Here is a 21,502-nt window from a genome sequence, read left to right on the forward strand (position 1 = left end):
AACCCTAATCAATGCCAAATTGCCCCCGCTGTCAACAACCTGTTAAACCCCAAGCACTAGAATGTCCCCACTGCCGCATGGTGCTAAAAGCCTACGGTCATCCCGGCATTCCTTTACACCGGACGAGTGGAGATGTACCTTTATGCGACAGTTGCACCTACCACGAAGACGATACCTGCACTTTCCCCAAACGCCCCTATGCTAAGGAGTGTACCCTTTACCAAGACCGCGCTTTAAAAGATTTGTATCAAAAGCAGCAGCAAAACTCCAGCCCGTCGATTAGGCTGTGGTTGCAGCGAAACCTGATTTGGCTTGTCCTGGTAGGTCTAATCCTGGTCAGTTTTATCCTGGCCTTGATGGGGTAGGCTCAAGCACGCTCACCGTTGACGAATGGGTTTCGTCCGATGGATTATCCAGGTGGGTCGCTTTTTCCTGAAATACTGCCAGGTCAAACCAGAAAGTTGTACCAACGCCCACTTCGCTGACTAGGTGAATTTGAGTGTGATGCTTATCGATGATATTTCTGACAATCGAAAGTCCTAGTCCAGTTCCTTCCTTGGTGTGAACCCGGTTTTCTACGCGGAAAAAGCGAGCGAAAATTGCCTGCTGATCCTCTGGCGCAATGCCAATACCCGTATCCGAAACTTCCAGGCGCACCGGCCCGATTTTTGGTTCTACTGCATACGCCCGAATTGCCACTCTTCCGCCTGGTTCAGTAAACTTCAATGCATTACCTACAAGATTAGTCAGTACTTGCAGCAACAAATCGTAGTTACCTAAAACCAACGGCAAATTGGCGTCAATTTCTTGAATCAGCTCAATCTCTTGATCTTTTGCATTCAACTGATAGGTTCGCAGGGTTTGGTCAACGATTTGAGCGATATCTAACCCATCAAAATGATAAATTCGGCAGGAAGTTTCCAGTCGCGATAAATCCAGCACGTCGTTGACGAGGCGGGTGAGGCGGTCTGTTTCGCGATTGGCTGTTTGGAGAAAGTCGCGGCGTTGTTCTTCGTTGAGGTCTTCGCCGTACTCGTGCAGAGTTTCGATGAAGGATTTGATATTAAACAGTGGGGTTCTAAGTTCGTGGGAAACGTTGCTGATAAACTGACTTTTGGCTTCGTTTAGTTCTACTTCGCGAGTAATATCTTGTACCGTCATGGCAATGCCTTTGATGCTATCTCGGTATTGGTCGAGGACGGTAGTCAGGAGAATGCGGACGGTGCGGTTTGTCGGGTGGGTGAGGGTGATGCGAAACTCGGCTTCGCGATCGCCTTCCCCTGCGGTCATTTTATACAACGGTCGCGTCAACTCTGCCGAAACGGGCGCTGGCAGGCTATACAGCAAGTTCGACCCCACCAAATCGTTGCCATCCCAGCCAAACATCTGCCGCGCTGTGGTATTGACTAAAATCACCTGCAAGTTAGTATCCAGCAGCACCGCCCCATCGGCAATCGTCGAAACCAGGGTTTCCAGCTTGGCTTTTTCCGCGGTTAATTCTTCTATATTTTGCTCTTCATAACGCTCTAGCCTTTCCGCCATTTCGTTGAAGCTTTCGATCAACTCGCCGAGTTCGCCGCCGTGGGGTAGGTCTATTCGCTGCTGAAAGTTCCCCGTAGCGATATTTTTGACTCCCGTCACCAACTCTTTAATTGGTTTGGTGATTGTCAAGGCGTTAATCACGCCGCCCAAAATCACCATTGCCCAGATCGAGATAAAAACGGCAATCGTCACATCCCGCGTTAGGTGTGACGAAGTGACAGCGGTGGGATTGGGATTGATGCCAATTGCCAGAATGCCTAGATACTTCCCCTCGTGATAGACGGGAACAAACACATCGGTGACTTCGCCGTCGGGGGTGCGGTGCTGCCGCACCATTGGCAAGTCGGCATTGGTCGCGTAATCTGCTGGTAGTTGAATGCGACGTTCGAGGGTAAGTGACGTTTGCACTTCCGATTCCGAAAACGGAATCCCAAAGAAAATTTTCCCTTCAGTGTCGGCGTAGAGCATGTAGCGCACGCTGGAGGTGCTGGCGTAGAAGCGTTGGGAAAAGCGAGCGACATCAGTCAGATCGTTTTCTGCGATCAAAGGCGCAACGTTCGTCGCCAGCAGGATACCCAGGTCGCGACCGAAGCGGGTATCGTTAAGACGTGCATCTTGCTGAATTGAGTTGACTGCCCAGAAGGTGAGGCCACTCATAAATAGGGAAACAACTAAAGTCGCCGCTGCCATTAGCCTTGTCTGGAGGGTAAATTCAGACCACCAATGAGCGATCGCATCTCGGATTGTTTTCAAGAGGGCCAGCATTTGGGGGATTTTCCGCGAATGTTTTTAACAGGCACTATAGCGCCTGTCAAGTAAATGTTTCTGTTACATTAATCATTACCAGTTTGGACAAATTCAGCAAGGAAGCATAGATAAAGATTCCCGATAACCAGATTAACCCTTGACTCGGTGACCGATATCTCGCCGGTAGTACTTGCCTTCAAACTCAATACAATCTACGGCGGTGTAAGCTTGTGCGATCGCTTGCTCAAAATTCTCTCCCGTCGCCGTCACCCCCAACACTCGTCCCCCATCGGTTAATATCTGGTTCTCCCGCAATTGCGTTCCGGCGTGAAACACAATCGCTCCCAAAGCTTCGGCTTGTTCTATCCCGCTAATAACTTTCCCTTTTTCGTAGTCTCCCGGATAACCCCCACTCGCCATCACCACGGACACGCAAGCTCCTGGCTTCCAGCATATTGGTGGCATTTTGTCAAGTCTTTGTTCGACACAAGCCAGCATTAATTCTTCCAGGGGAGTTTCGAGCAAGGGTAGAATGGCTTGGGTTTCCGGATCGCCAAAGCGACAGTTAAATTCCAGGACTTTAGGTTCCCCTTGGGGGGTAATCATTAATCCGGCGTAGAGGACGCCGCGATAGTCGATCTTGCGTTTTTGCAGATGGGCGATAGCACTTTGCAAAACTTCCTTCTCAATCCGTTCCATCAACTGGGGCGTCAGCAGGCGGGCAGGGGCATAAGCGCCCATGCCGCCGGTATTTGGGCCGGTATCCCCCTCGCCGATGCGCTTGTGATCCTGGGCGGGTAACAAGGGGCGAATCGTCACGCCATCGGTTAAAGCTAACACCGAGACTTCTTCCCCCATCAAACATTCTTCAATTACCACTATCCCGAAACAACTGTTAAACACCTCCTCAATCGCAGCTTGAGCTTCCGCAACAGTTTGCGCCACGGTTACCCCCTTCCCAGCCGCCAAACCATCGGCTTTGATCACGATCGGGGCACCATGGGTCTTGACATAGGCTTTTGCCGACGAGGCATCGGCAAACACAACCGCTTTCGCCGTGGGCATTTTAGCTTCTTGCATCAAAGCTTTTGCCCAAGCTTTACTCGCTTCAATTTGGGCGCCCGCTTTCGTGGGGCCAAAAACGGGGATATGTTGCGATCGCAGATAATCTGTAATTCCCCTGGACAGAGGCAGTTCTGGCCCTACCACCACCAGAGAAATATCATTTTCGCTAGCAAAGCGTGCCATTCCCTCAAAATCATCTACCCCCAGGGGGAGATTCTGACAGCGATCCATTACCGCCGTACCGCCATTACCCGGAACGCAGAACACCTGTTGAATTCCCTCAGATTGTAGGAGTTTCCAAGCTAAGGCGTGTTCCCGTCCCCCATTCCCAACAACCAAAACCTTCACGTTATCTTCGCACTCCAACTCTCGAATCTTTAACGATAAAATGTTACTCTTCAGTCCAGGTATCGCTCTTCAGTATAGAAAGTTTATGGCTAAAAGTATCGTTACAGGGGTTGCCGGTTTTATTGGTTCTCACTTGGTGGAAGCCCTGTTAAACCAAGGGGAACAGGTGATCGGCATCGATCAGTTCAACGATTATTATGACCCAGCCCTGAAACGCCAGAATATTTCCAGCTTTGAAAATCACCCTAATTTTAAATTAATCGAAGCGGATATCCAGTCTCTCGATTGGGCGGCACTGTTGGCTGATGTGGAAATAGTTTATCACCTAGCGGCGCAAGCGGGAGTCCGTGCTAGCTGGGGCGATGGCTTCCGCGCTTATACAGAAAGGAATATCAACGCCACGCAAATTATGCTGGAAGCGGCGAAGGACGCCAAACACCTGAAGCGGTTTGTTTATGCTTCAACTTCTTCTGTCTACGGCGATGCCGAAACTTTACCGACTTCTGAATCTATTTGTCCCCAACCCGTATCTCCTTACGGCATTACCAAGCTGGCAGCTGAGCGTTTATGTGGATTGTATTACAAAAACTTCAAAGTTCCGTTTACGGCCTTGCGATATTTTAGTGTCTATGGCCCCCGCCAACGCCCGGATATGGCATTTCATAAGTTTTTTAAGTCGGTTTTAGTCGAGCAACCAATTCCTATTTACGGGGATGGACAGCAAACGCGAGATTTCACCTTTGTCGGCGATGTTGTTGCTGGGAATTTAGCGGCTGCTAAAGTGCCAGAAGCGGTGGGGGAAATTTTTAATATTGGCGGCGGGAGTCGGGTGGGATTAATGCAAATTATCGACACGATGGAACAAATTGTCTCTCGTCCCATTCGCAAAAATTATCTCGAACCAGCGATGGGAGATGCGCGTCACACGGCGGCAGATGTGTCAAAAGCAAGGAAAATCCTGGGTTATGAGCCTAAAGTATCGCTGCGGGAGGGTTTAACCCAGGAGTGGAATTGGATTCAGTCTTTGTACGGTTAATTGCCAGGCCATCACCTTTGTTTCTGAGTAGATCTCCAGTTGAGAAAGCAACGATTTTTCAGAGAAACTTTGGTGTTTGCGTAATTCCTGAATTCTTTCAATATTGGTTAGCATCAAACTCCCAAAGTTCGTGTTCTGCAGGATAGGGAGTTTGTACTCTTTTTCCTAGTAGTTTTTCCCACCAGCGAAAGGGATGAGGCAGCGTTGCCACTTGGATGCTAGGACAGCCTACAAGCCACGCTCCTAGTATGTCTGTGTGGCGGCTGTCTCCAATCGCTACAACTTGTTTTGGTTTGAGTTGCATGTAATTTAAGGCTTTAATAAAGGCAAAAGGAAAGGGTTTCCTGGCTGGATTTATGGCTGGAATTCCTAGGCGATGCTCCCAAAATTTCACCCGATATCGCCGCTTACCATTTGAGAGGATATAAAATTTAAACCCTTCTAATTTTGCTTGTTTGAGCCATGCTTCAGCCCCTGGAGATAAGTAACGATCGTCTTCAGAAACAATCGTGTTATCCAGGTCGAGTATTACTCCCCGAATTCCAGATTTTTTCAGTTCATCAATCTCTATAGAAGCGAGTCGATAAGCTTGATGAGGAAAATATCGAAACATTTTGTTTGACATAGGAAAATCTCGCGCTGGTTGAGCAACTGGTTTCAAAGAATATCGATTGTTTTTATTGGATTAAACCCTGAGATTTAAACCAGAGAATGCCAAAGCTGGCGATCGCCCAAGCAACCACAGTCATCAGGAGTGGAAAATCCTTTAATAAAACTTCTTCAGGTCGCTCAGTTTGTCCTCCTTTCTCAAGACTGGCGTCACTTTTACGAGCTATTTCTTGGGGGTCGCTGAGTAATTGATAGCGAAAAATGCCGTATAAAACAAAGGGCAATGTTAGCATCATCCAGGGAGTTGATGCTCCATTGACTTGAGGGCCGGAACTCCAAAGGGCATAGGTTAAAACGGCTCCCGTTGTGACTGTACTTTCCATGCGGATTAATAGAGGCAAGGAGTAGCGTTTGAGGACGGCGCGAGTTTTACCGCCTTTAATTTGTAACAACCGCAGTTCCGCTTTGCGCTTTTCAATGCCCAAAAACAGAGCCAGCATGGCCGTACACAGCAAAAACCAGGGAGATAGAACAATACCAGTTGCTGCGGCACCTGCAAAAGCACGCAAAATAAATCCCATTGCGATCGCCACTACATCCAAAATTACCGTGCGCTTTAGTCGCAAATTATACGCAACTTGCAGTATGCCGTAGGCGATGATAGTTACTCCCAAGCTGGAACTTCGCCACCAACCGACGGCTATGGCGCCACCCAACAAAACTATTGCCATCAATATCGCGACTGGGATAGCGATCTCTCCCGCTGCAATCGGGCGCTTGCATTTGACCGGATGTTGCCGGTCTGATTCTACATCGGCAATATCGTTGAATAAATAAAAACTACTGGAAGCGCAACAAAACAAAACAAATGCTAGCAAGCTCCCCAGCCAAGATTGCCAATTAAGACTAAAAGCAAACAAAGGGGCGGCAAAAACAATCAAGTTTTTTGTCCACTGGCGAGGTCTGAGCGCCTTCAAATAAGCGGCTGCTTTATTACCAACTTTTTCTTGTTCTGGGTGCAAAGTTCTATTACCTTTAAATTCAGTTTTTTTCGGTCTAAACATATGTTCCAATTTTATCAACGGCGATCGCTCGTAGTTTTGAGATTTACCGCAACGTCGAAGCTGCCCACTCCAGGGGTGGAAGGGTCAGTCGGGCGCTGCTGCATCTGCTTTAGCAATTGGGTACGTGGCGCTGCTTGACTATTCATCACCTCTTTTGCTTTGAGCAATTGCAAACCATTATTCACACCCGCAGTCAACACCAACATCCCTGCCAATACCAAGCCGATGGAGCGTGCAGGCGTCTGGGTGCTGAATGCTGCCAAAACTATTAACAATGGCAAGAAATGTAACGAGTAAAGAAATGTCTCCTCGCCGTATACGGTGTGAAGTGCTAGCTGTCCCAAGATACTAAAACCAAGAACAATGCGGAGTTGGCGATGCTGTTTGGCAGCGAAAAAGCCCCATATTCCTAAAGCTAATAGAGCCATCCACAAGATGACGGCAACGGTTCCCCAGACGCTGGCAGAACCAGGTATAGCGCGCTGTGTCAGCACCCTTAATAGCTCGAACTTTTTCCAATGAGGAATTATCCGCATATCCGGCATTACCATTGTGTGAGCCACAAAAGACTGGAGGACGTGCCAAAAACCTCCAGATGCTTGCCGCAACATGTAATTTTTTTCTTCGCTATCGCCCAAAACGATAAAAAATCCAGCACTGGGAAAGATAGACTTTTGTACGCTCCACAGCACAATATTCAGGCACAATGCATCGAGGGTAATCTTCCATGCCCACTTGCGGCGATATTTTGCCAAGGTTGCCAGAATTCCCACCATCCAGTTGGTGGTCGTGATGCTCAATGTCGCGGCACTTACAACTGCATACCATTGTGCTGACAGCTTTCGATATTGGGCGATCGCCGCCAGACATAGTCCCGCCAGAATGCTTAACGCTCCAAATGGGTAGGTTTCTGGCACGATAAACCAAAACATCGCGGCGGCGCTAGTTGCCCCAAGGATGCTAAATAGAGCCGCGTCAAATCGTCGGCAACCAATCAGTCTCAGTACAATGAAAAGCGCCATTATACATAGCGCTGCTACCGCTGCGATCGCTATTCTTACCGCAGTCAGAGCATCAAGACCCAATACTTTGTGCATTAAAAATACGGGTGGGAATGCTATCAGCGAAAATATTGGGTGTACTTTAGTGCGGGAATGGTTGCTGAAGCGGTCGGTCATGTTGGCAAACACGCGGGGAATATCGGCTGAAAACCACAGGTCGGCACCTCGATCGGTAAGTAGCCAGGGGTGAATCAGCTGCGCCCCAAGATAGGATGCAATGCCTGCACTTGCCGCGAGCGCAACTACCAATAGAATCTCTCCCCAGTTTTCGCGAGCTTGCTGATTAATCCAACCGATTTTACTTTTAATCGATTGGGCTACTACAGGCAATTTCCAAAATATTCCTCCTATACCAAACGTGGATTTTTTCATAGTTATATCTCTGGCAATTCCATCTGCTTTGAGTTTCTTTTTGCTCGGCTAATCAGGTTAAATTCGCTCCCACCATTGGCTGTATTTTTTACATTATTTGCCTTGATTTTCAGCCAATGTAGCTTTTACTGCCTTAGTTGACCATGCTTTCCCTGTCTGTATATTTACTGTCTGATTCCGCCATCAGGACTAGAGAGATAATATTTGTTTTTTGTATCATACTATTGCTATGAATATTCATGAAATTATTTGTCAATTATTTTTACACAATCTTTAAATATTGTTGCTAAAATTCAGTTGATCTTTATCTATACTTCATAGACTTATTGTCCGCAGGCATTGGTAAACAAAGATACAAGGAACGCGCCTCATACCAACAGGACTTACGCAAGGGCGTGGCTATCACCACAGTTTCTACTTAGATCTCTAGTTCCCAAACCAAGGATTTTTCAGAGAAACTTTGGTGATTGGCCAGGACTCTAGCACCCTGCGCCAAAAACAAAGGTGATGCGTCAATGTTAGGAATGACGGGGTGACGCGGTGACACGGTGACAAGGGAGAGATTTTTATTCAGGGTAATTAGGCGGACATCATATTAGGGAGGTGTAGGAACGTCACTTTTTTTATCTCTAAACATGTGCTGCTCTCAATTTAATCGACCATGTCAGGACTTACGCAAAGAAACTAAGGTGATACGCAAAATCGTTGGTTTGTAAACGAGAGATATGCCTCCCAACGCTAGCGCGAACGACTCTTCACCTTTGTTTCTGCCCTCGACCTGCGTAAGTCCTGCATGTTTTTAGTTAGCTTGATTGCAAGTCAAGGTATTCTACCTTTAAAGGTGTATTAGGGGGAAACGCTGCTCCCAGTCGGACATTAACTTTCTTACCGCTCAGCTTTACCTGCATTTGCTTGCCGTCCCAATTCCAATCAATCTGACCATTTGGCATCGGTAATCCCCGCAGCTGCATCGGCGCCTTCAGCCAGGTATCTGGAATTCCGGCACCAATTACTAACGTCGGCTGGTTGGTCATCTGGTCAATGTAGGCTAGCATATCCAATTGCAGCAACAACATTTCGGCAGCAGTCCAGTAATGGGGCGTAACGTGGGGGGGTTTTACCCAACCGCGTACTCGCTCCCAACGACCAAAGGTGTTTTCTTCTCCTTTACCCTCCCACCAGGTGTATAACCCAGGGGATGCCTGATGATGCCAAAACCAGCGCAAGGTTGACCACACGCGCTCTGGTTGTTTGAGAAACAGCCATTGGTGTGCCTCAGCGATATTGAAATAAGTCCACAGAGGGGTTTGGCGAAATTCGCCTTGGGCATCGCGTAGCTTAGTCCACCGCTCTTGCAGCCGTTGCAGCAGAGCATCTTTATGGGAGGTTGCTACCCAGGTAGGCCAAAGACTGTTGATGTAAGTCCGCTCGTTGTTCGACTCTGGTGGTTTGAACGCTTTTTCCCAAGCTTTTTTCAACTGAGCTGCCTTGGTACGCCAACGCTGAGCATCGGCAGGGTGACCGACTCGTTCTGCCAGAGACGCGGCATCGAGTAGCCCCCGATAGCTGACAGCATTGACGAATAGTAGGGGGCGATGCCAATCCATTCGACCGACGATCAAACCGTTTTTAGCTGGATCTGCAACCAGTGTCAAGTTAGGGTTTTTCTGATATTTCGGCACGACTGGACCGACTGCTGTCTGACGAATCGGTTCTTTGGTTGCCAACATTTTAAGGATGAATTCGGCTTTGCGGCGCACGTGGGGCATTAGCCATTTGTCGTATTCTGGCTGGTTTAGACGCACAGCCACTTCTTCGAGCGCCCAAATCGATAACCCAGGGGCATCGGCTTCGGCGCCGAAACCACCGAAGAAATCGTTTTCGGCAAAGTAGGTTGATAGTTCTTTTGCGACTTGCAACTTTCCGGCGCGCGCCAAAGCGACGATCTTGTAAGCGCCGTCGCGCTGCCAAGATAAGGGATAGTTGGTAGGTTCCCCAGGGCGGGTTTCCCGTCCCACAATTCCCATCATCAAGTGGGCGACTTGTGCGTTTAAACTGGCTGTAAATTGCTTGTCGGGAAGGTTTAGTTCTAAGGCTGGTCGCGTATTGGTGACGGTTGGCGCTTTGATCGGTGTGGGGGGGTTAGAATCCTGGATAACTAAATTCGTATTGCTGTTATCGGCTAGTTCAAACCGGGCATAGCCCCAGCCATTCTCGCTTTGCCATTGGGTACGGTCTGAGCGATCGCTCATCCAGCCCTTTGGCGCTTCCTCACCTAAGTAGACTTTGGCAGGCGCTGTTGAAAGCGTCACAGACCAACGGTCGTTGATTAACAGCCGTTTGCCATTCCAGTCGAGAGAGCGAATTGCCCCTCCTGCTGGACCGACGCTGCGGATAACCACCATTGGTTTAGTCGTTGCATTGGCTTGGGTTTTGAGATTGAGCGTCCAAGTCGCCGGTTTGGTGGATGACCAAAATGCTTGATAGTAGCTCGTTTGAGTCAGAATTCCCGGTATGTCCTGACCATCGACCCACTTTAACTCCTGGCGGATATCGCTTAACGGGATGCGATCGCTTGTAGTCAAGAGATTCCCGTATGTATCGGTCAGCCACAGGGAAACGCCGAAGCTGCCCACGGCAGGGCTGAAACTGCCACCCGGTTCGTGATAGGCTTTATCAACTTCACGGCTTCCTGGCGCCGCCAGCACTACGTGTCCCGTACCGCGAGGCCAGGGGTCGGTCGGGCGCAGCTGCATATGGCCTAAAACTTGATCCCGTGGCGAACCCTGAGTTAGAACAAACTCCGTAGCCTTAATCAATTGCGAACTATTATTCACCCCCGCAGTTAGCACCAGCATACCTGCCAGTACCAAGGCTATGGGGCGCGCAGGCGTTTGCGTACTCCATGCTGCCAAAACTACTAACAATGGCAAGAAATGCAATGAGTAAAGAAATGTTTCTGACCCGTATACCGCATGTAGTGCCAGCTGTCCCAGCAGGGTTAATCCCAAAACAATGCGTAGTTTGCCATGCTTTCTAGTGGAAAAGAACCCCCATAACCCCAAACCTAACAGTGCCATCCACAAAACGACTGCAATGCTGCCCCACAGACTTGCTGAACCTGGAAACGAGCGTTGGGTAAGCATGATTGACCAGTCTTTATTGTTATGAGCTATCTGGATGGCTGGCATGACCATCGTGTGAGCAAAAAAAGACTGGAGGACTTGCAGGAGACTGCCGAATGTCGGCTTGTATATGTAACTTCTTTCTTCCCGATCGCCGATAAAAAATTCAGCACTCGGAAAGATAAACTTCTGTACGCCCCACAGCAGGACTACCAAGCAAAATGCATTGACTGTAATCTGCCAAGCTCGCTTGCGGCGATACTTTGTAAATGTTGCCGCGATTCCAGCCATCCAGTTGGTGGTCGTTATGCTCAATGTCAGCGCACTTACAACCACGTACCATCTCGCCGACAGCTTTCTATATTGGGCGATCGCAACTAAACATAGTGCCGCGATCATAGTCAACGATCCGAACGAGTAAGTCTCTGGCACGACAAACCAAAACATCGCCGATGCGCTAGTTGCCCCAAGTATGCTAAATAGCGTCGCGTCCAATCGAAGGCAACCAATCAGTCTCAATAAAATGAAAAGCGCACCGACCCAAAGCCCAGCTATGGCAGCAATTACGAGCCTTACCGCAGTAAGCGCTTTGATACCCAAAACAGTTTTCACTAAATATACTGGTGGGAACGCTATCAGTGAAAATAGTGGGTGTACCTTAGTCCGGTAATGACTGCTCGCGGCTTTGGTCATATTTGCAAAGACGCGCGCGCTATCGGCCTCAAACCACATGTCTTGACGCTGAGCCCTAACAACAACCTCGCCAATCAGCCCCGATCCTTGATAGAATGCAATGCCTGCTAAAGTCGCGATCGCAACTACCAGCAGAATCTCGGGCCAGTGTTTGCGAGCTTGGTTATTAATCGCAGCGATTCTACTTTTGATCGATTGGGCGACTACAGGTAATTTGCCATATCTGCCTGCTATATCAAGCATGGTTTTTTTCATATACTCAATCTCTCGCAATTCGATTGGATCGCGTTGCTTTCTGTTGGGCGAATCAGGTTATGGGAGAGCTTCGCTCATGGTGTGCATATCGCACCATTGACTCTCGACTTTATCGGCATCCCCCAGGACTTATATGATGTCCGCCAAATCACCCATAATTAAAACTCACCGCGTCACCGCTCTCCCTTGTCACCGCGTCATTCCTAACTATGGCTATTCAAGCGGACATGATATTACGCGCAAGTTCCCGGTTTCTACGAAAAATCGTTGGTTTGGCAACCAGAGAGCGACGGTCCAAACCCGGTTTCTGACAACGCCCTTGCGTAAGTCCTGTCCCCTATATTTCCCGATTACTCCTGTACTATTTAAGTAGATCTACTCCCTGATTTTGCCTGTAAAAATCCCTGGAGTTTTGCGTGGATTTTTTAGATTGTAGTATTGCTACGGATATTGATGAAATTAGTTGTCGATTATTTTTACACAATCTTTAAACATTGCTGCTAAAATTAATTTTGTCTTTATCTATTTTTCATAAACTTACTGCCCGCAGGGATTGGTAAAGAAAGATACAAGGATCGCGCCTCATACCAAATTGCAGTGTGGGGAGGACGGCGATCGCTAAAATATTCCATACAACTGACATAATTCGCCAAACTCGATCCCCCTATGACATCCTTAGACGTTTTGCAGCCTCAAACCCAGATAGCGTCAATCCAAGCCAAGTTAAGCAGAATGCGAGCGCTGATGGCAACCTACCAGTTAGACGCCTACTACATTCCCTCTGCTGATGAACACTTAAACGAATATCTCCCCGAAGCGCTGCAACGACGGGAATGGACAAGTGGTTTCACCGGATCGGCGGGGGATATGCTAGTGGGACAAAACCAAGCTTGGCTATTTGTCGATTCCCGCTATCACGAACAGGCAGACTTACAAGTCGATCCATCTTTAATTCAAGTCTCCAAGCTGGGATTAGAAGGAGAGAAAACTTTAGTAGAAACCTTGGAAACTTTAGCTAAATCAAAGCCGGGTTTCCGTTTGGGATTCGATCCGTTTACCCTTGCCGTTGCTCAATTCCGTAACTTTCAAAAACAACTCGAACCGGCGGGAATTAAACTGGTATTCGTCCTAGAAAACTTGGTAGATAAAATTCGCCTCCAAAGTCCTTGGCGCGAGTCAGAACCCTTACCCGCGTTGGGAGATTCCAAAGTATTCCTTGTGCCAGATGCGGTGACTGGGGAAACAACCGCACAGAAATTAACTAGGGTGCGAGAAGCAATGCAAAAGGCAAATACCGATATTCTTCCCATTACTAAACTTGACCAAATAGCCTGGTTATTTAACCTCCGGGGTTGGGATGTTCCTTATAATCCCGTTTTTATTGCTTATGCAGTAATTACCCATGATGCAGCGTTTTTATTTACTAATTTGGCACGCATGGGAGCCGAAATTCGCGCAGCTTTGCAGGGACAGGTTACTTTACTTCCCTACGAAAAATACGAAGAAACTTTAAAAGCTTTGGTTTCGCAGAACGACTTGCGGGTACTGAGCGATACCAAACATACGACAATGGGAACCTATGGCCTGTTAGAAGGAGCGAGGGTTGTAGAAACCGCCAATCCGATTGAAGGGATGAAAGCGCGCAAAAATGCTGTAGAAATCGAGCAGATGAAGGCGGCGAATTTGAAGGCAAGTCGAGCTATAGTGCGAACCTTAAAGTGGATTTCGGCACAATTGGCAAGTGGGGAAAGCTTGAGCGAGTTGGATGTAGCGCGCGCGATCGCTGATAATTATCAACAAGAAGCCAATTTCCAAGGTTTGAGTTTCAACACCATAGCTGCAACTGGTTCTAATAGTTCTATTGTCCACTACGGCACCCCCAGTCCAGATCAACTCCTCAAACAAGGTCAATTCTTCCTGCTAGACTCCGGCGCGCAGTATTTAGGAGGCACTACCGACGCCACCCGAACAATTATTATAGGCGAGCCAAATCCAGAACAAATTCGGCGCTACACCGAAGTATTAAAAGCCCACATTAACTGTGCCATGCAACAGTTTCCCAAAGGAACAACCGGAGCGCAATTAGATGGGATTACCCGCTATACCTTATGGCAAGAAAAACTCGACTTTGGTCACGGAACCGGACACGGGGTGGGAGCTTTCTTAAACGTCCACGAAGGACCAAATGGCATTAGCAAGCGCGTAAATGAAACCCTTGAACCAGGCATGGTAACTAGCATTGAACCCGGTTATTATCTACCTAATTGGGGTGGTATTCGGATTGAAAATCTTTATGTAGTTAAAGATTTATCTACCGAAACCGATGCAAATACAACGCCTTGGTATGGGTTTGAACCCCTTACCTACGTTCCGTTCGATCAACGACTAATCGATTTAAATCGCCTGTCTCAGAAACAGCGGGAGTGGTTAGAATGGTATAATTGGGCCACATTAGAAAAGCTGACTTCCACCCTAGAACCGGCAGAAGCTGAGTGGGTGAAACAAGCTTGTTGATCGGTGTAGGGACACGGCATCCGAGATATTTTGCCAGATACAGATAACTTAAAGATGCCGTGTCCCTACATGGGGGGCGTTCTGACGGATATGATATGAAACTTTGGCTTAAATTCGCTATATTTTGCGGGATTTTGCTGCTAACACTTTCCGTCGTCATAACAGTATTTCCCCGAAGCAATTTAGTCAATAAATTTACTTGTACTTACCAAGGAAAGCCGCTTTACGGTAGAGTCAAATTTGTTGAAAGCTTTCAGGATATTAAGGTAAAGGTCGTTACAACCTCGCCGGACTTGAGGGTAAAAATGGTCACAAATCCAACAAATCGTTGCGGGGAATGGGCAATTGTCGAGTTTTTGCCCAATCTTAAGGTGCAGTTTGTGGAGACGCTTCCCGATATCGAAATTCAATTTGTTGAAGATAATCCGGGTGTTTAAACTAAAGAAACCCGGTTTCTTTATTGCCGAATTGGAATTGCGATCGCAAATTCCGATCCTTGTCCCGGCGCCGAAATACAATTAAGCTGACCGCAATGTTTTTCGACAACAATCTGATAGCTAATTGTTAATCCTAAACCAGTTCCTTTACCAACGGTTTTGGTTGTAAAGAAGGGGTCAAATAAACGATTTTTTACCTGTTCTGTCATGCCGGAACCGTTGTCAGCAATCCGAATATTTACCCAACCCTTGTTGATAACTTCGGTACAAATCCGAATTGTAGGTAATTGGCTGGTAATTGGGAATTGGTAATTGGAGTTTTCTTGACTGTTGCCCATGACCAATGAGCGATTAGCCATCACCTCTTCTAAAGCATCAATTGCGTTGTTTAGCAAGTTCATAAACACTTGGTTTAATTGTCCGGCATAGCACTCGATTTGGGGCAGCTTGCCGTATTCTTTTATCACCTGAATTTCAGAACGGTTGGGTTTGGCTTTGAGGCGGTTTTGCAAGATCAGCAGCGTGTTCTCGATGCCTTCGTGGATATCAACCGGCTTCATTTCCGCTTCATCGAGTCGCGAGAAGTTCCGCAAACTCAGGACAATTTGACGGATGCGCTCCGTCCCGATATTCATAGAATTGAGGAGTTTGGGTAAATCTTTGACCAGAAAATCCAGGTCGATGTCTTCGATTTCGGTTTCAATTTCCGGATTGGGTTCAAGATAGTGTTTTTGGTATAGCTGGATCAGGCGCAGCAAATCTTGAGTGTATTCATTGACGTGGGTAAGATTGCCGTGGATAAAGTTAACCGGGTTGTTAATTTCGTGAGCAACGCCAGCAACTAATTGCCCCAAACTAGACATTTTTTCAGTTTGAATCAGTTGGGCTTGGGTTTGCTGTAGTTCGCGCAATGCTTGTTCGAGTTGTTGGGCTTTTTCTTGGGCAATCCGGGCAGAATTTTGGCTTTGGGCGTAGAGTTCTGCTTGAGCGATCGCGATCCCCAGTTGGTCGCAAACTGCCTGCAACAATTCCACTTCCTCATCAGTCCAAGATCGAACATAATTATGTTGCATACAGGCAACGATGCCAATCGCACCGCTTCCCGTCTGAATTGGCAGATTCAGTAGAGATTTGTAACCGCAAGACTGAAAGAATTGCCGTTCTACTGGATCGGTTATCCCGTCGATATCATCCACTCGGTAAATTGCCAAATTTGAGAGCGTTTGTGCTAGAGATCCCGTCACATCAGCGGCATAGTAACCCAAGAGGCTGAACAAATCCTCATTTTTGGCTTCATGCACGACATCCCAAGCAGGTGGGAAGGCGTTGGGGAGGTACCAAATAAACAGACAGCGATCGATTTGCAGCAGGGATCGGATCTGTTGCACCGTGGTTGCCAAAATGGTGTCGAGGTCGAGAGATTGACGAATTTGGCGAGAAACGCGGTTGATTAGTGCTTCCCGTTGGGCTTTTTGTCGCAGTTGCCCTTCTGATTGTCGCAAAGCTTCTTCTACCTGCTTGCTCTCTGTAATATCATTCACCGTACCGATAATCCGATAGATTCTTCCTCTCTCATCCCGCACTGGCGTGAGATTCGTTAAGGCATAGGTATCTACATCGCCGAATGTTACGCACTCTTCATAGGAAATTGCCGCACCCGCCTCAAGGCATTTTGTATAATGCTGTCGCACAGATGCTCCTAAGACTTGACCAAATATCTCTTCTGGAGTCTTACCGTACCACTCTTTGCTGCTAAGTCCGCTGATGCGTTCGCCGACAGGGTTGATCCCAATGTAGTGCAAGTCTCCATCTTCCCGTACATCTACGACAAAAACTGTCTGTTCCACCCCCTCGTAGATGCTGCGTAAAAACTCTTCTTTTTGCTGCAATGCTTCTTGTGCTTGTTTGCGATCGCTAATATCTTGAACGTATGACCAAATAAACTGTTCTCCCTCTTTTTCCACAATCAATCCTGCCAAAACCACGGGAACCAGATGCCCATCTTTGTGAATATACTCTTTTTCATAAGGGCCATACTGCCCTGTTGTTCTCAAACTTTCTAACTGCATTTGTTCTTGTTCGGCATATTTTTCTGGCGTAATATCCCAGTACGACAGGTTTAAAGTCTCTTCCACCGTGCGACCGATAATAGCCGCGTAAGCCGGATTTATGTAAACCAGTTTCCCATCCATACGGCACAAGGCTAAACCAATCGGACACCGTTCCAATAAATAACGATTGTGTATTTCGGTTTCTGCTAAAGTTTTTTCAACTAATTTTCGTTCGGCAATTTCTTTTTTTAATCGCTCGATCGTCTGTTTTAATTTCCGGGTTCGCTCTTCAATTTCGATTTCTAATTTTTCATTCGTCTTTGCCAGTGCTGCTTCTGCTAATTTTCTGGCGGTAATATCCCGCACAATCCCAATTAGACCAATAATATTTCCTTGGGGATCGCGGTAGACGCTTTTTGTAGAAAGAAATGTTCGCATCATGCCTTTTTCGTTTACTACTTCCTCAAGTACCTGATTTTCCCCCGTCTTCATGATGCGGCGGTCATTCTGCTTCAGTTGACGACCGATTTCTTGAGGAAATACCTCCGTATCATCTTTGCCAATAATTTCTGCAACTGACTTACCAATCACCTTCGCACCCGCCGCGTTAATCATCGCGTAACGTCCTTTAATATCCTTGACAAACAGGGGATCGGGAATTCCTTCCACTACTGCACTCAAGAGGGTGGCGCTTGCTTCCAATTCCTCTTGAGTTTGTTCTAAAGCTAATTCTGCCTGTTTGCGATCGGTGATGACTTCTGTAAACATAATGATCCCACCAATTTCACCGGCACTATTGCGCCACGGGTGGATCTCCCACCTCACCCAATCTATCGTTCCATCGGCGCGTGTAAAGCAATCTTCTTCACTTTTTTCTACCGCCCCAGCTAAACAACGCTGGTGTATTTTTTTCCAACGTTCGGGAATTTCTTCAAACACTTCGTAATGCGAACGACCGATGATATTTTGGTTACCCAGATTGTAATCGGTTAACCACCTGCGACTGGCTAATATGTAGCGCATCTGCCGATCAAACATCGCGCTCGCCACGGGGGTGTGTTCCAAAAATAACCGGAATAGATCTTGATTTGCTCTTGAGTCTATTAGCAACTGCGGGTCTATCTGGGTAAATCGAGACATATTTCTTACCTGATTACACTTGCTAAATTAGCTCGCTGCGATTTTATTTTTACCTAAAAAAACACTTATTACTTGCCTTTTGCTGTTTTTATCACAAATTTTCTACTTTCATGCTGTTTGTTGAGTTTTATAAACTTTAAGTTTTATTATATTTTTTTCCCTATAGGAAGTTTTGTATAAAATATTACTAAATAAGGAATTTAGGATAAGATTTATTATAACAATTGTAAAATTGATGACTAGGGTATTTTTACGGAAAAACTCCAAATCGATATGCTAGGAAGTTAGAAGTGGTGAATTTGAGGAAAATTGCTAGTAACTCAAGTTGCTAGTTATCTCTCTTGGAGCGGCTAATGGCTAATGGCTAATGGCGAGATTGGTAAAAATCCTAGGCTTTGCAAGCTTGCAATTAGCAAGCTGGCAACGGCCTTGTTTATAACTAGCAACTTGCGTTAGTAGTAAAAATGCGATGGCAATTCGCGGTAATCTTGTAGAAATGCGAGACTTCGCATCTGCTATGTATTTGAACCAGTCAGTTTAACACCTTCGCAGTCGATGACGAACCTTCCTTTAGATAGAGTAAAAAAAATTACCGCCAGCGTCCCTAACTCAGTAGAATCATCAAGTTGGTCGAACTTACTGCAACAGCTACTAGACCAACAATCCCTCTCTTGCGACCAAGCATCGGAGCTAATGCAAGGATGGTTAAATGAAGAAATTCCCAGAGAGCTATCGGGGGCAATTTTAGCCGCACTCCAAGCCAAAGGCGTTTCAGCCGACGAATTGACTGGTATGGCTAAAGTTTTGCAAGCTCAGTCCCTAGCAGGGGAGCGGCGGGAAGACGGGGAGACGGGGAGACAGGGTGACGCCCAGAAAGACAATATCTTAGGGTCTCTCAATTCCCGATGTCCGATTATTGATACTTGCGGTACTGGTGGGGATGGTGCTTCGACGTTTAACATTTCGACTGCAGTGGCTTTTGTAGCGGCAACGGCGGGTATACCCGTCGCCAAGCACGGTAACCGATCTGCGTCTAGTCGGGTAGGGTCGGCGGATGTATTGGAAGCGTTGGGAGTAAACCTGAGCGCACCTGGAGAGAAAGTGGAAGCAGCGCTCAAGGAAGTAGGCATAACGTTTTTGTTTGCCCCTGGATGGCATCCAGCGCTCAAAGTGGTGGCACCGCTGCGGCGCACGTTGAAGGTGCGAACGGTGTTTAATTTATTGGGACCGTTGGTGAACCCGTTGCGCCCCACAGGGCAGATCATTGGGGTATGCGATCCCAAACTGCTGTTAACAATTGCCCATGCTTTGCGCCAACTGGGGACGCAACGAGCGATCGTTTTGCACGGACGGGAAAAGTTAGATGAAGCAGGATTGGCAGATCTAACCGATTTGGCTGTGCTGTCGGAAGGGGAGGTGCAAATATCTGCCCTCGATCCCCAACAGTTGGGTTTAACTTTTGCACCGACGGAGGCGCTGCGAGGCGGCGACGTGGAGCAAAATGCCGAAATTTTGCGAAATGTCTTGCAAGGGAAAGCCACTCAGGCACAACAGGATGCAGTAGCTTTAAATGCATCCTTGGCACTCCAGGTAGGCGAATCGATCCCGATGGGAAACCATGCACAGGGCATTGCTCGTGCTAGAGATATTCTCAATAGCGGGGAAGCTTGGTCTAAGTTAGAGCAGTTGGTTGAGTTTCTGAAGCTCTATTGACAAATAACTTATGAACTCAAGTTGCTAGTTATCTTTTTAGGTCTGCTAATAGCTAATGGCTAATAGCTAATGGCTAATGGTAGAACAGAAAAATATTACCATGAGCAATTAGCAATTAGCCATTAGCAATTTAGTAACCGATGATGGTTATAACTAGCAACTTGAGTGATTAAATGTTCACCACATTTGAACTGTATACAGGTGGTAACGGCAAGGGTGAATCATAAGGAGAAGCCGGAGTAGAGGTTAATCCGTCACTAGGTTTCTCGATACTAGCAGCAGGAATTGCTGGAGCTGGTGCTACTTGCCAACCAATAGAAGCATTGTAGGTGTAGTAGTTACCTCCTCCAACAGCAATCTTCATCGAGCCATCCAAGCCATAGTAATTTTGAATGGCTAGGGAACCATTTAACCCCAAACCGATGTTTAGATCGCTGCCGCTGACTGTGGGAGTTAAATCGGAGAGGCTGTAACCAGACAAATCCAGAACATCTAAAGAATTGGTGAACTTTAAGATGTCGTTCCCAGTTACATTGCCAGGAGTATAACCTGCAAAACGATTGGCAGTATCGTTAGCGATAATTTCGTCATTACCTGGCGAGTTGATCAAGTTTTCAATCGTCGTATCGTAAGCCAGCGTAGTACCAAAGCTAGAGGTGCTGTAGGAAAATTCGGTAACGTAATCTACGTAGGGCGAACCGTTGTAGGCTGTCTGTGTTGTCAGAATACCGCCTGGGTTCATGTCGAAGCGGTAATTGCCAACAGGCAAGCTGGAAAAATCCAAAGTGTCGTTACCGCTGCTGTCCCACAGAGATTGCTTGATTGGGGTAGTACTGCTACCGTTAAACTGACCATTGACTGTATAGCCATAAACGCTGGTGAAAGAATAGGTTGTATCTCCTGAGTTATTACTGTTGGCTCCATAGAGGTATTGCAGCGATCGCAGGTCATAAGCCATTGGCGTTATCGCGTAGCTACCAGCATAGGGTGGGTCGTCGTTGTATGTCATCACCGTGTTGGTGTTGTTATCTTGCGCAGGAAGTAACGTCGGTGAATCCTCAAATGGGTGTTTCAGACCCAGCGCATGGAAAGTTTCGTGAATAATGGTTTGGTAACCAAAATTACCAGGGCTTCCTGAGAAGCTTTTGTTAGGGTTGCTCTCGAAGTCCGGGATCAAGTGTACGTCGCCAGATAGGGGGTCAGTATCCGAGTAGGGATAATAAGTGTAGGCGTAACTCGGACCATCGGAGAACATGTAGCGAAGGACACCATAGTTGGTAGCACTATCCTGCACTTCAACAAAATCGACATTGAGCGACGACTCCAAGGAGGTCAAGATAGAACGGACATTGTTCTTAACAGGATCGCTGACTTCAGAAACTGTTTCGTCGCCGTAGTAAGAACCGGCAGCTGCATCGCTGAGGAAGCTGTAAGTAATCTTGCCGCCATTCAAGCTAGTGTTCCAATGGAACACTTCCGGAGTCAACAGCGCATCAGTCAACAAATTCCCTGATCGAGAACCTGTTGTAGCAAAGGGAGCGATAACGGTATCGTTATCGGCAATATTCACCGTGGCAGTATTTGCCGCACCAATGGTATAGGCACTATTGGCAGCGAGGGTGAGGTTGACGGTTTCCGGCAGTTCCACCACCGTGTCGTTGATAATGTCAATCGGTAATGTGACACTGGTAATACCCGCCGCAAAGGTAATGCTGTTGTCGATCAAACTA

General features: G+C 47.2%; 14 protein-coding genes. 6 read left to right on the plus strand and 8 right to left on the minus strand.

Annotated elements, in window-relative coordinates; translation table 11 throughout:
- Window positions 1–11: 11 nt before the first annotated feature.
- Entirely contained in the window at window positions 12–365 is a 354-nt protein-coding gene (locus ACE1CM_RS08920) for a zinc ribbon domain-containing protein (protein WP_374877056.1), read from the plus strand.
- Here ACE1CM_RS08920 and nblS read toward each other — a convergent pair.
- On the minus strand, window positions 343–2,307 hold the full coding sequence (nblS, locus tag ACE1CM_RS08925; RefSeq protein ID WP_374877057.1) for a two-component system sensor histidine kinase NblS: 1,965 nt from the start codon (window positions 2,305–2,307) through the stop codon (window positions 343–345). The two genes, ACE1CM_RS08920 and nblS, sit on opposite strands and share 23 nt — an antisense overlap.
- 132 nt (window positions 2,308–2,439) lie before the next feature.
- Entirely contained in the window at window positions 2,440–3,702 is a 1,263-nt protein-coding gene (gene purD / locus ACE1CM_RS08930; protein WP_374877058.1) for a phosphoribosylamine--glycine ligase, read from the minus strand.
- A gap of 85 nt (window positions 3,703–3,787) precedes the next feature.
- On the opposite strand from purD, the gene ACE1CM_RS08935 reads away from it, so the two are divergent.
- The gene (locus tag ACE1CM_RS08935; RefSeq protein ID WP_374877059.1) at window positions 3,788–4,738 is read left to right on the plus strand and encodes an NAD-dependent epimerase/dehydratase family protein; all 951 of its coding nucleotides are present in this window, start codon (window positions 3,788–3,790) and stop codon (window positions 4,736–4,738) included.
- A gap of 97 nt (window positions 4,739–4,835) precedes the next feature.
- On the opposite strand, the gene ACE1CM_RS08940 is transcribed toward ACE1CM_RS08935, so the two are convergent.
- The 4 genes from ACE1CM_RS08940 to ACE1CM_RS08955 form a co-directional block, all read right to left on the minus strand.
- The gene (locus ACE1CM_RS08940; protein ID WP_374877060.1) at window positions 4,836–5,363 is read right to left on the minus strand and encodes a YqeG family HAD IIIA-type phosphatase; all 528 of its coding nucleotides are present in this window, start codon (window positions 5,361–5,363) and stop codon (window positions 4,836–4,838) included.
- A 52-nt stretch (window positions 5,364–5,415) separates the two neighbouring features.
- Window positions 5,416–6,411 carry a decaprenyl-phosphate phosphoribosyltransferase gene (locus ACE1CM_RS08945; protein WP_374877061.1) on the minus strand — a complete coding sequence of 332 codons (996 nt, stop codon included), beginning with the start codon at window positions 6,409–6,411 and terminating at the stop codon, window positions 5,416–5,418.
- Between the two features lie 14 nt (window positions 6,412–6,425).
- A complete protein-coding gene (locus ACE1CM_RS08950; protein WP_374877062.1) occupies window positions 6,426–7,844 on the minus strand; it encodes a hypothetical protein in 1,419 nt (472 codons plus the stop codon).
- A gap of 803 nt (window positions 7,845–8,647) precedes the next feature.
- Window positions 8,648–11,917, minus strand: a complete 3,270-nt coding sequence (locus ACE1CM_RS08955; RefSeq protein ID WP_374877063.1) for a DUF6080 domain-containing protein — start codon at window positions 11,915–11,917, stop codon at window positions 8,648–8,650.
- Between the two features lie 133 nt (window positions 11,918–12,050).
- Here ACE1CM_RS08955 and ACE1CM_RS08960 point away from each other — a divergent pair, with 133 nt between their 5' ends.
- From ACE1CM_RS08960 to ACE1CM_RS08970, 3 genes are all read left to right on the plus strand, one after another.
- Window positions 12,051–12,290 (plus strand): hypothetical protein, encoded by a 240-nt coding sequence (locus ACE1CM_RS08960; protein ID WP_374877064.1) that lies wholly within the window; start codon window positions 12,051–12,053, stop codon window positions 12,288–12,290.
- A gap of 293 nt (window positions 12,291–12,583) precedes the next feature.
- The gene (locus ACE1CM_RS08965; RefSeq protein ID WP_374877065.1) at window positions 12,584–14,431 is read left to right on the plus strand and encodes an aminopeptidase P family protein; all 1,848 of its coding nucleotides are present in this window, start codon (window positions 12,584–12,586) and stop codon (window positions 14,429–14,431) included.
- Window positions 14,432–14,526: 95 nt separating this feature from the next.
- Entirely contained in the window at window positions 14,527–14,868 is a 342-nt protein-coding gene (locus tag ACE1CM_RS08970; protein ID WP_374877066.1) for a hypothetical protein, read from the plus strand.
- Between the two features lie 20 nt (window positions 14,869–14,888).
- On the opposite strand, the gene ACE1CM_RS08975 is transcribed toward ACE1CM_RS08970, so the two are convergent.
- Entirely contained in the window at window positions 14,889–18,059 is a 3,171-nt protein-coding gene (locus tag ACE1CM_RS08975; RefSeq protein WP_374877067.1) for a PAS domain-containing protein, read from the minus strand.
- A gap of 555 nt (window positions 18,060–18,614) precedes the next feature.
- Between ACE1CM_RS08975 and trpD the strand changes: the two genes are divergently transcribed.
- Window positions 18,615–19,772: an anthranilate phosphoribosyltransferase gene (trpD, locus tag ACE1CM_RS08980; RefSeq protein ID WP_374877068.1), complete on the plus strand. Its 1,158-nt coding sequence runs from the start codon at window positions 18,615–18,617 to the stop codon at window positions 19,770–19,772.
- A 169-nt stretch (window positions 19,773–19,941) separates the two neighbouring features.
- Here the strand turns inward: trpD and ACE1CM_RS08985 are convergent.
- A partial coding sequence (locus ACE1CM_RS08985) for a M10 family metallopeptidase (RefSeq protein WP_374877069.1) occupies window positions 19,942–21,502 on the minus strand: 1,561 nt, incomplete at its 5' end.

Origin of the sequence: Microseira sp. BLCC-F43, assembly GCF_041929235.1 — a bacterium.
Lineage (GTDB): Bacteria > Cyanobacteriota > Cyanobacteriia > Cyanobacteriales > Aerosakkonemataceae > Microseira.

Excerpts from the sequence above, each read along its gene's own strand:
- ACE1CM_RS08920 (WP_374877056.1), top strand. The coding sequence starts at position 12 with ATGCCAAATTGCCCCCGCTGTCAACAACCTGTTAAACCCCAAGCACTA.
- ACE1CM_RS08945 (WP_374877061.1), bottom strand. The coding sequence starts at position 6,411 with ATGTTTAGACCGAAAAAAACTGAATTTAAAGGTAATAGAACTTTGCAC.
- ACE1CM_RS08935 (WP_374877059.1), top strand. The coding sequence starts at position 3,788 with ATGGCTAAAAGTATCGTTACAGGGGTTGCCGGTTTTATTGGTTCTCAC.
- ACE1CM_RS08940 (WP_374877060.1), bottom strand. The coding sequence starts at position 5,363 with ATGTCAAACAAAATGTTTCGATATTTTCCTCATCAAGCTTATCGACTC.
- trpD (WP_374877068.1), top strand. The coding sequence starts at position 18,615 with ATGACGAACCTTCCTTTAGATAGAGTAAAAAAAATTACCGCCAGCGTC.
- ACE1CM_RS08970 (WP_374877066.1), top strand. The coding sequence starts at position 14,527 with ATGAAACTTTGGCTTAAATTCGCTATATTTTGCGGGATTTTGCTGCTA.
- ACE1CM_RS08960 (WP_374877064.1), top strand. The coding sequence starts at position 12,051 with ATGATGTCCGCCAAATCACCCATAATTAAAACTCACCGCGTCACCGCT.
- ACE1CM_RS08965 (WP_374877065.1), top strand. The coding sequence starts at position 12,584 with ATGACATCCTTAGACGTTTTGCAGCCTCAAACCCAGATAGCGTCAATC.
- nblS (WP_374877057.1), bottom strand. The coding sequence starts at position 2,307 with ATGCTGGCCCTCTTGAAAACAATCCGAGATGCGATCGCTCATTGGTGG.
- ACE1CM_RS08975 (WP_374877067.1), bottom strand. The coding sequence starts at position 18,059 with ATGTCTCGATTTACCCAGATAGACCCGCAGTTGCTAATAGACTCAAGA.
- ACE1CM_RS08955 (WP_374877063.1), bottom strand. The coding sequence starts at position 11,917 with ATGAAAAAAACCATGCTTGATATAGCAGGCAGATATGGCAAATTACCT.
- ACE1CM_RS08950 (WP_374877062.1), bottom strand. The coding sequence starts at position 7,844 with ATGAAAAAATCCACGTTTGGTATAGGAGGAATATTTTGGAAATTGCCT.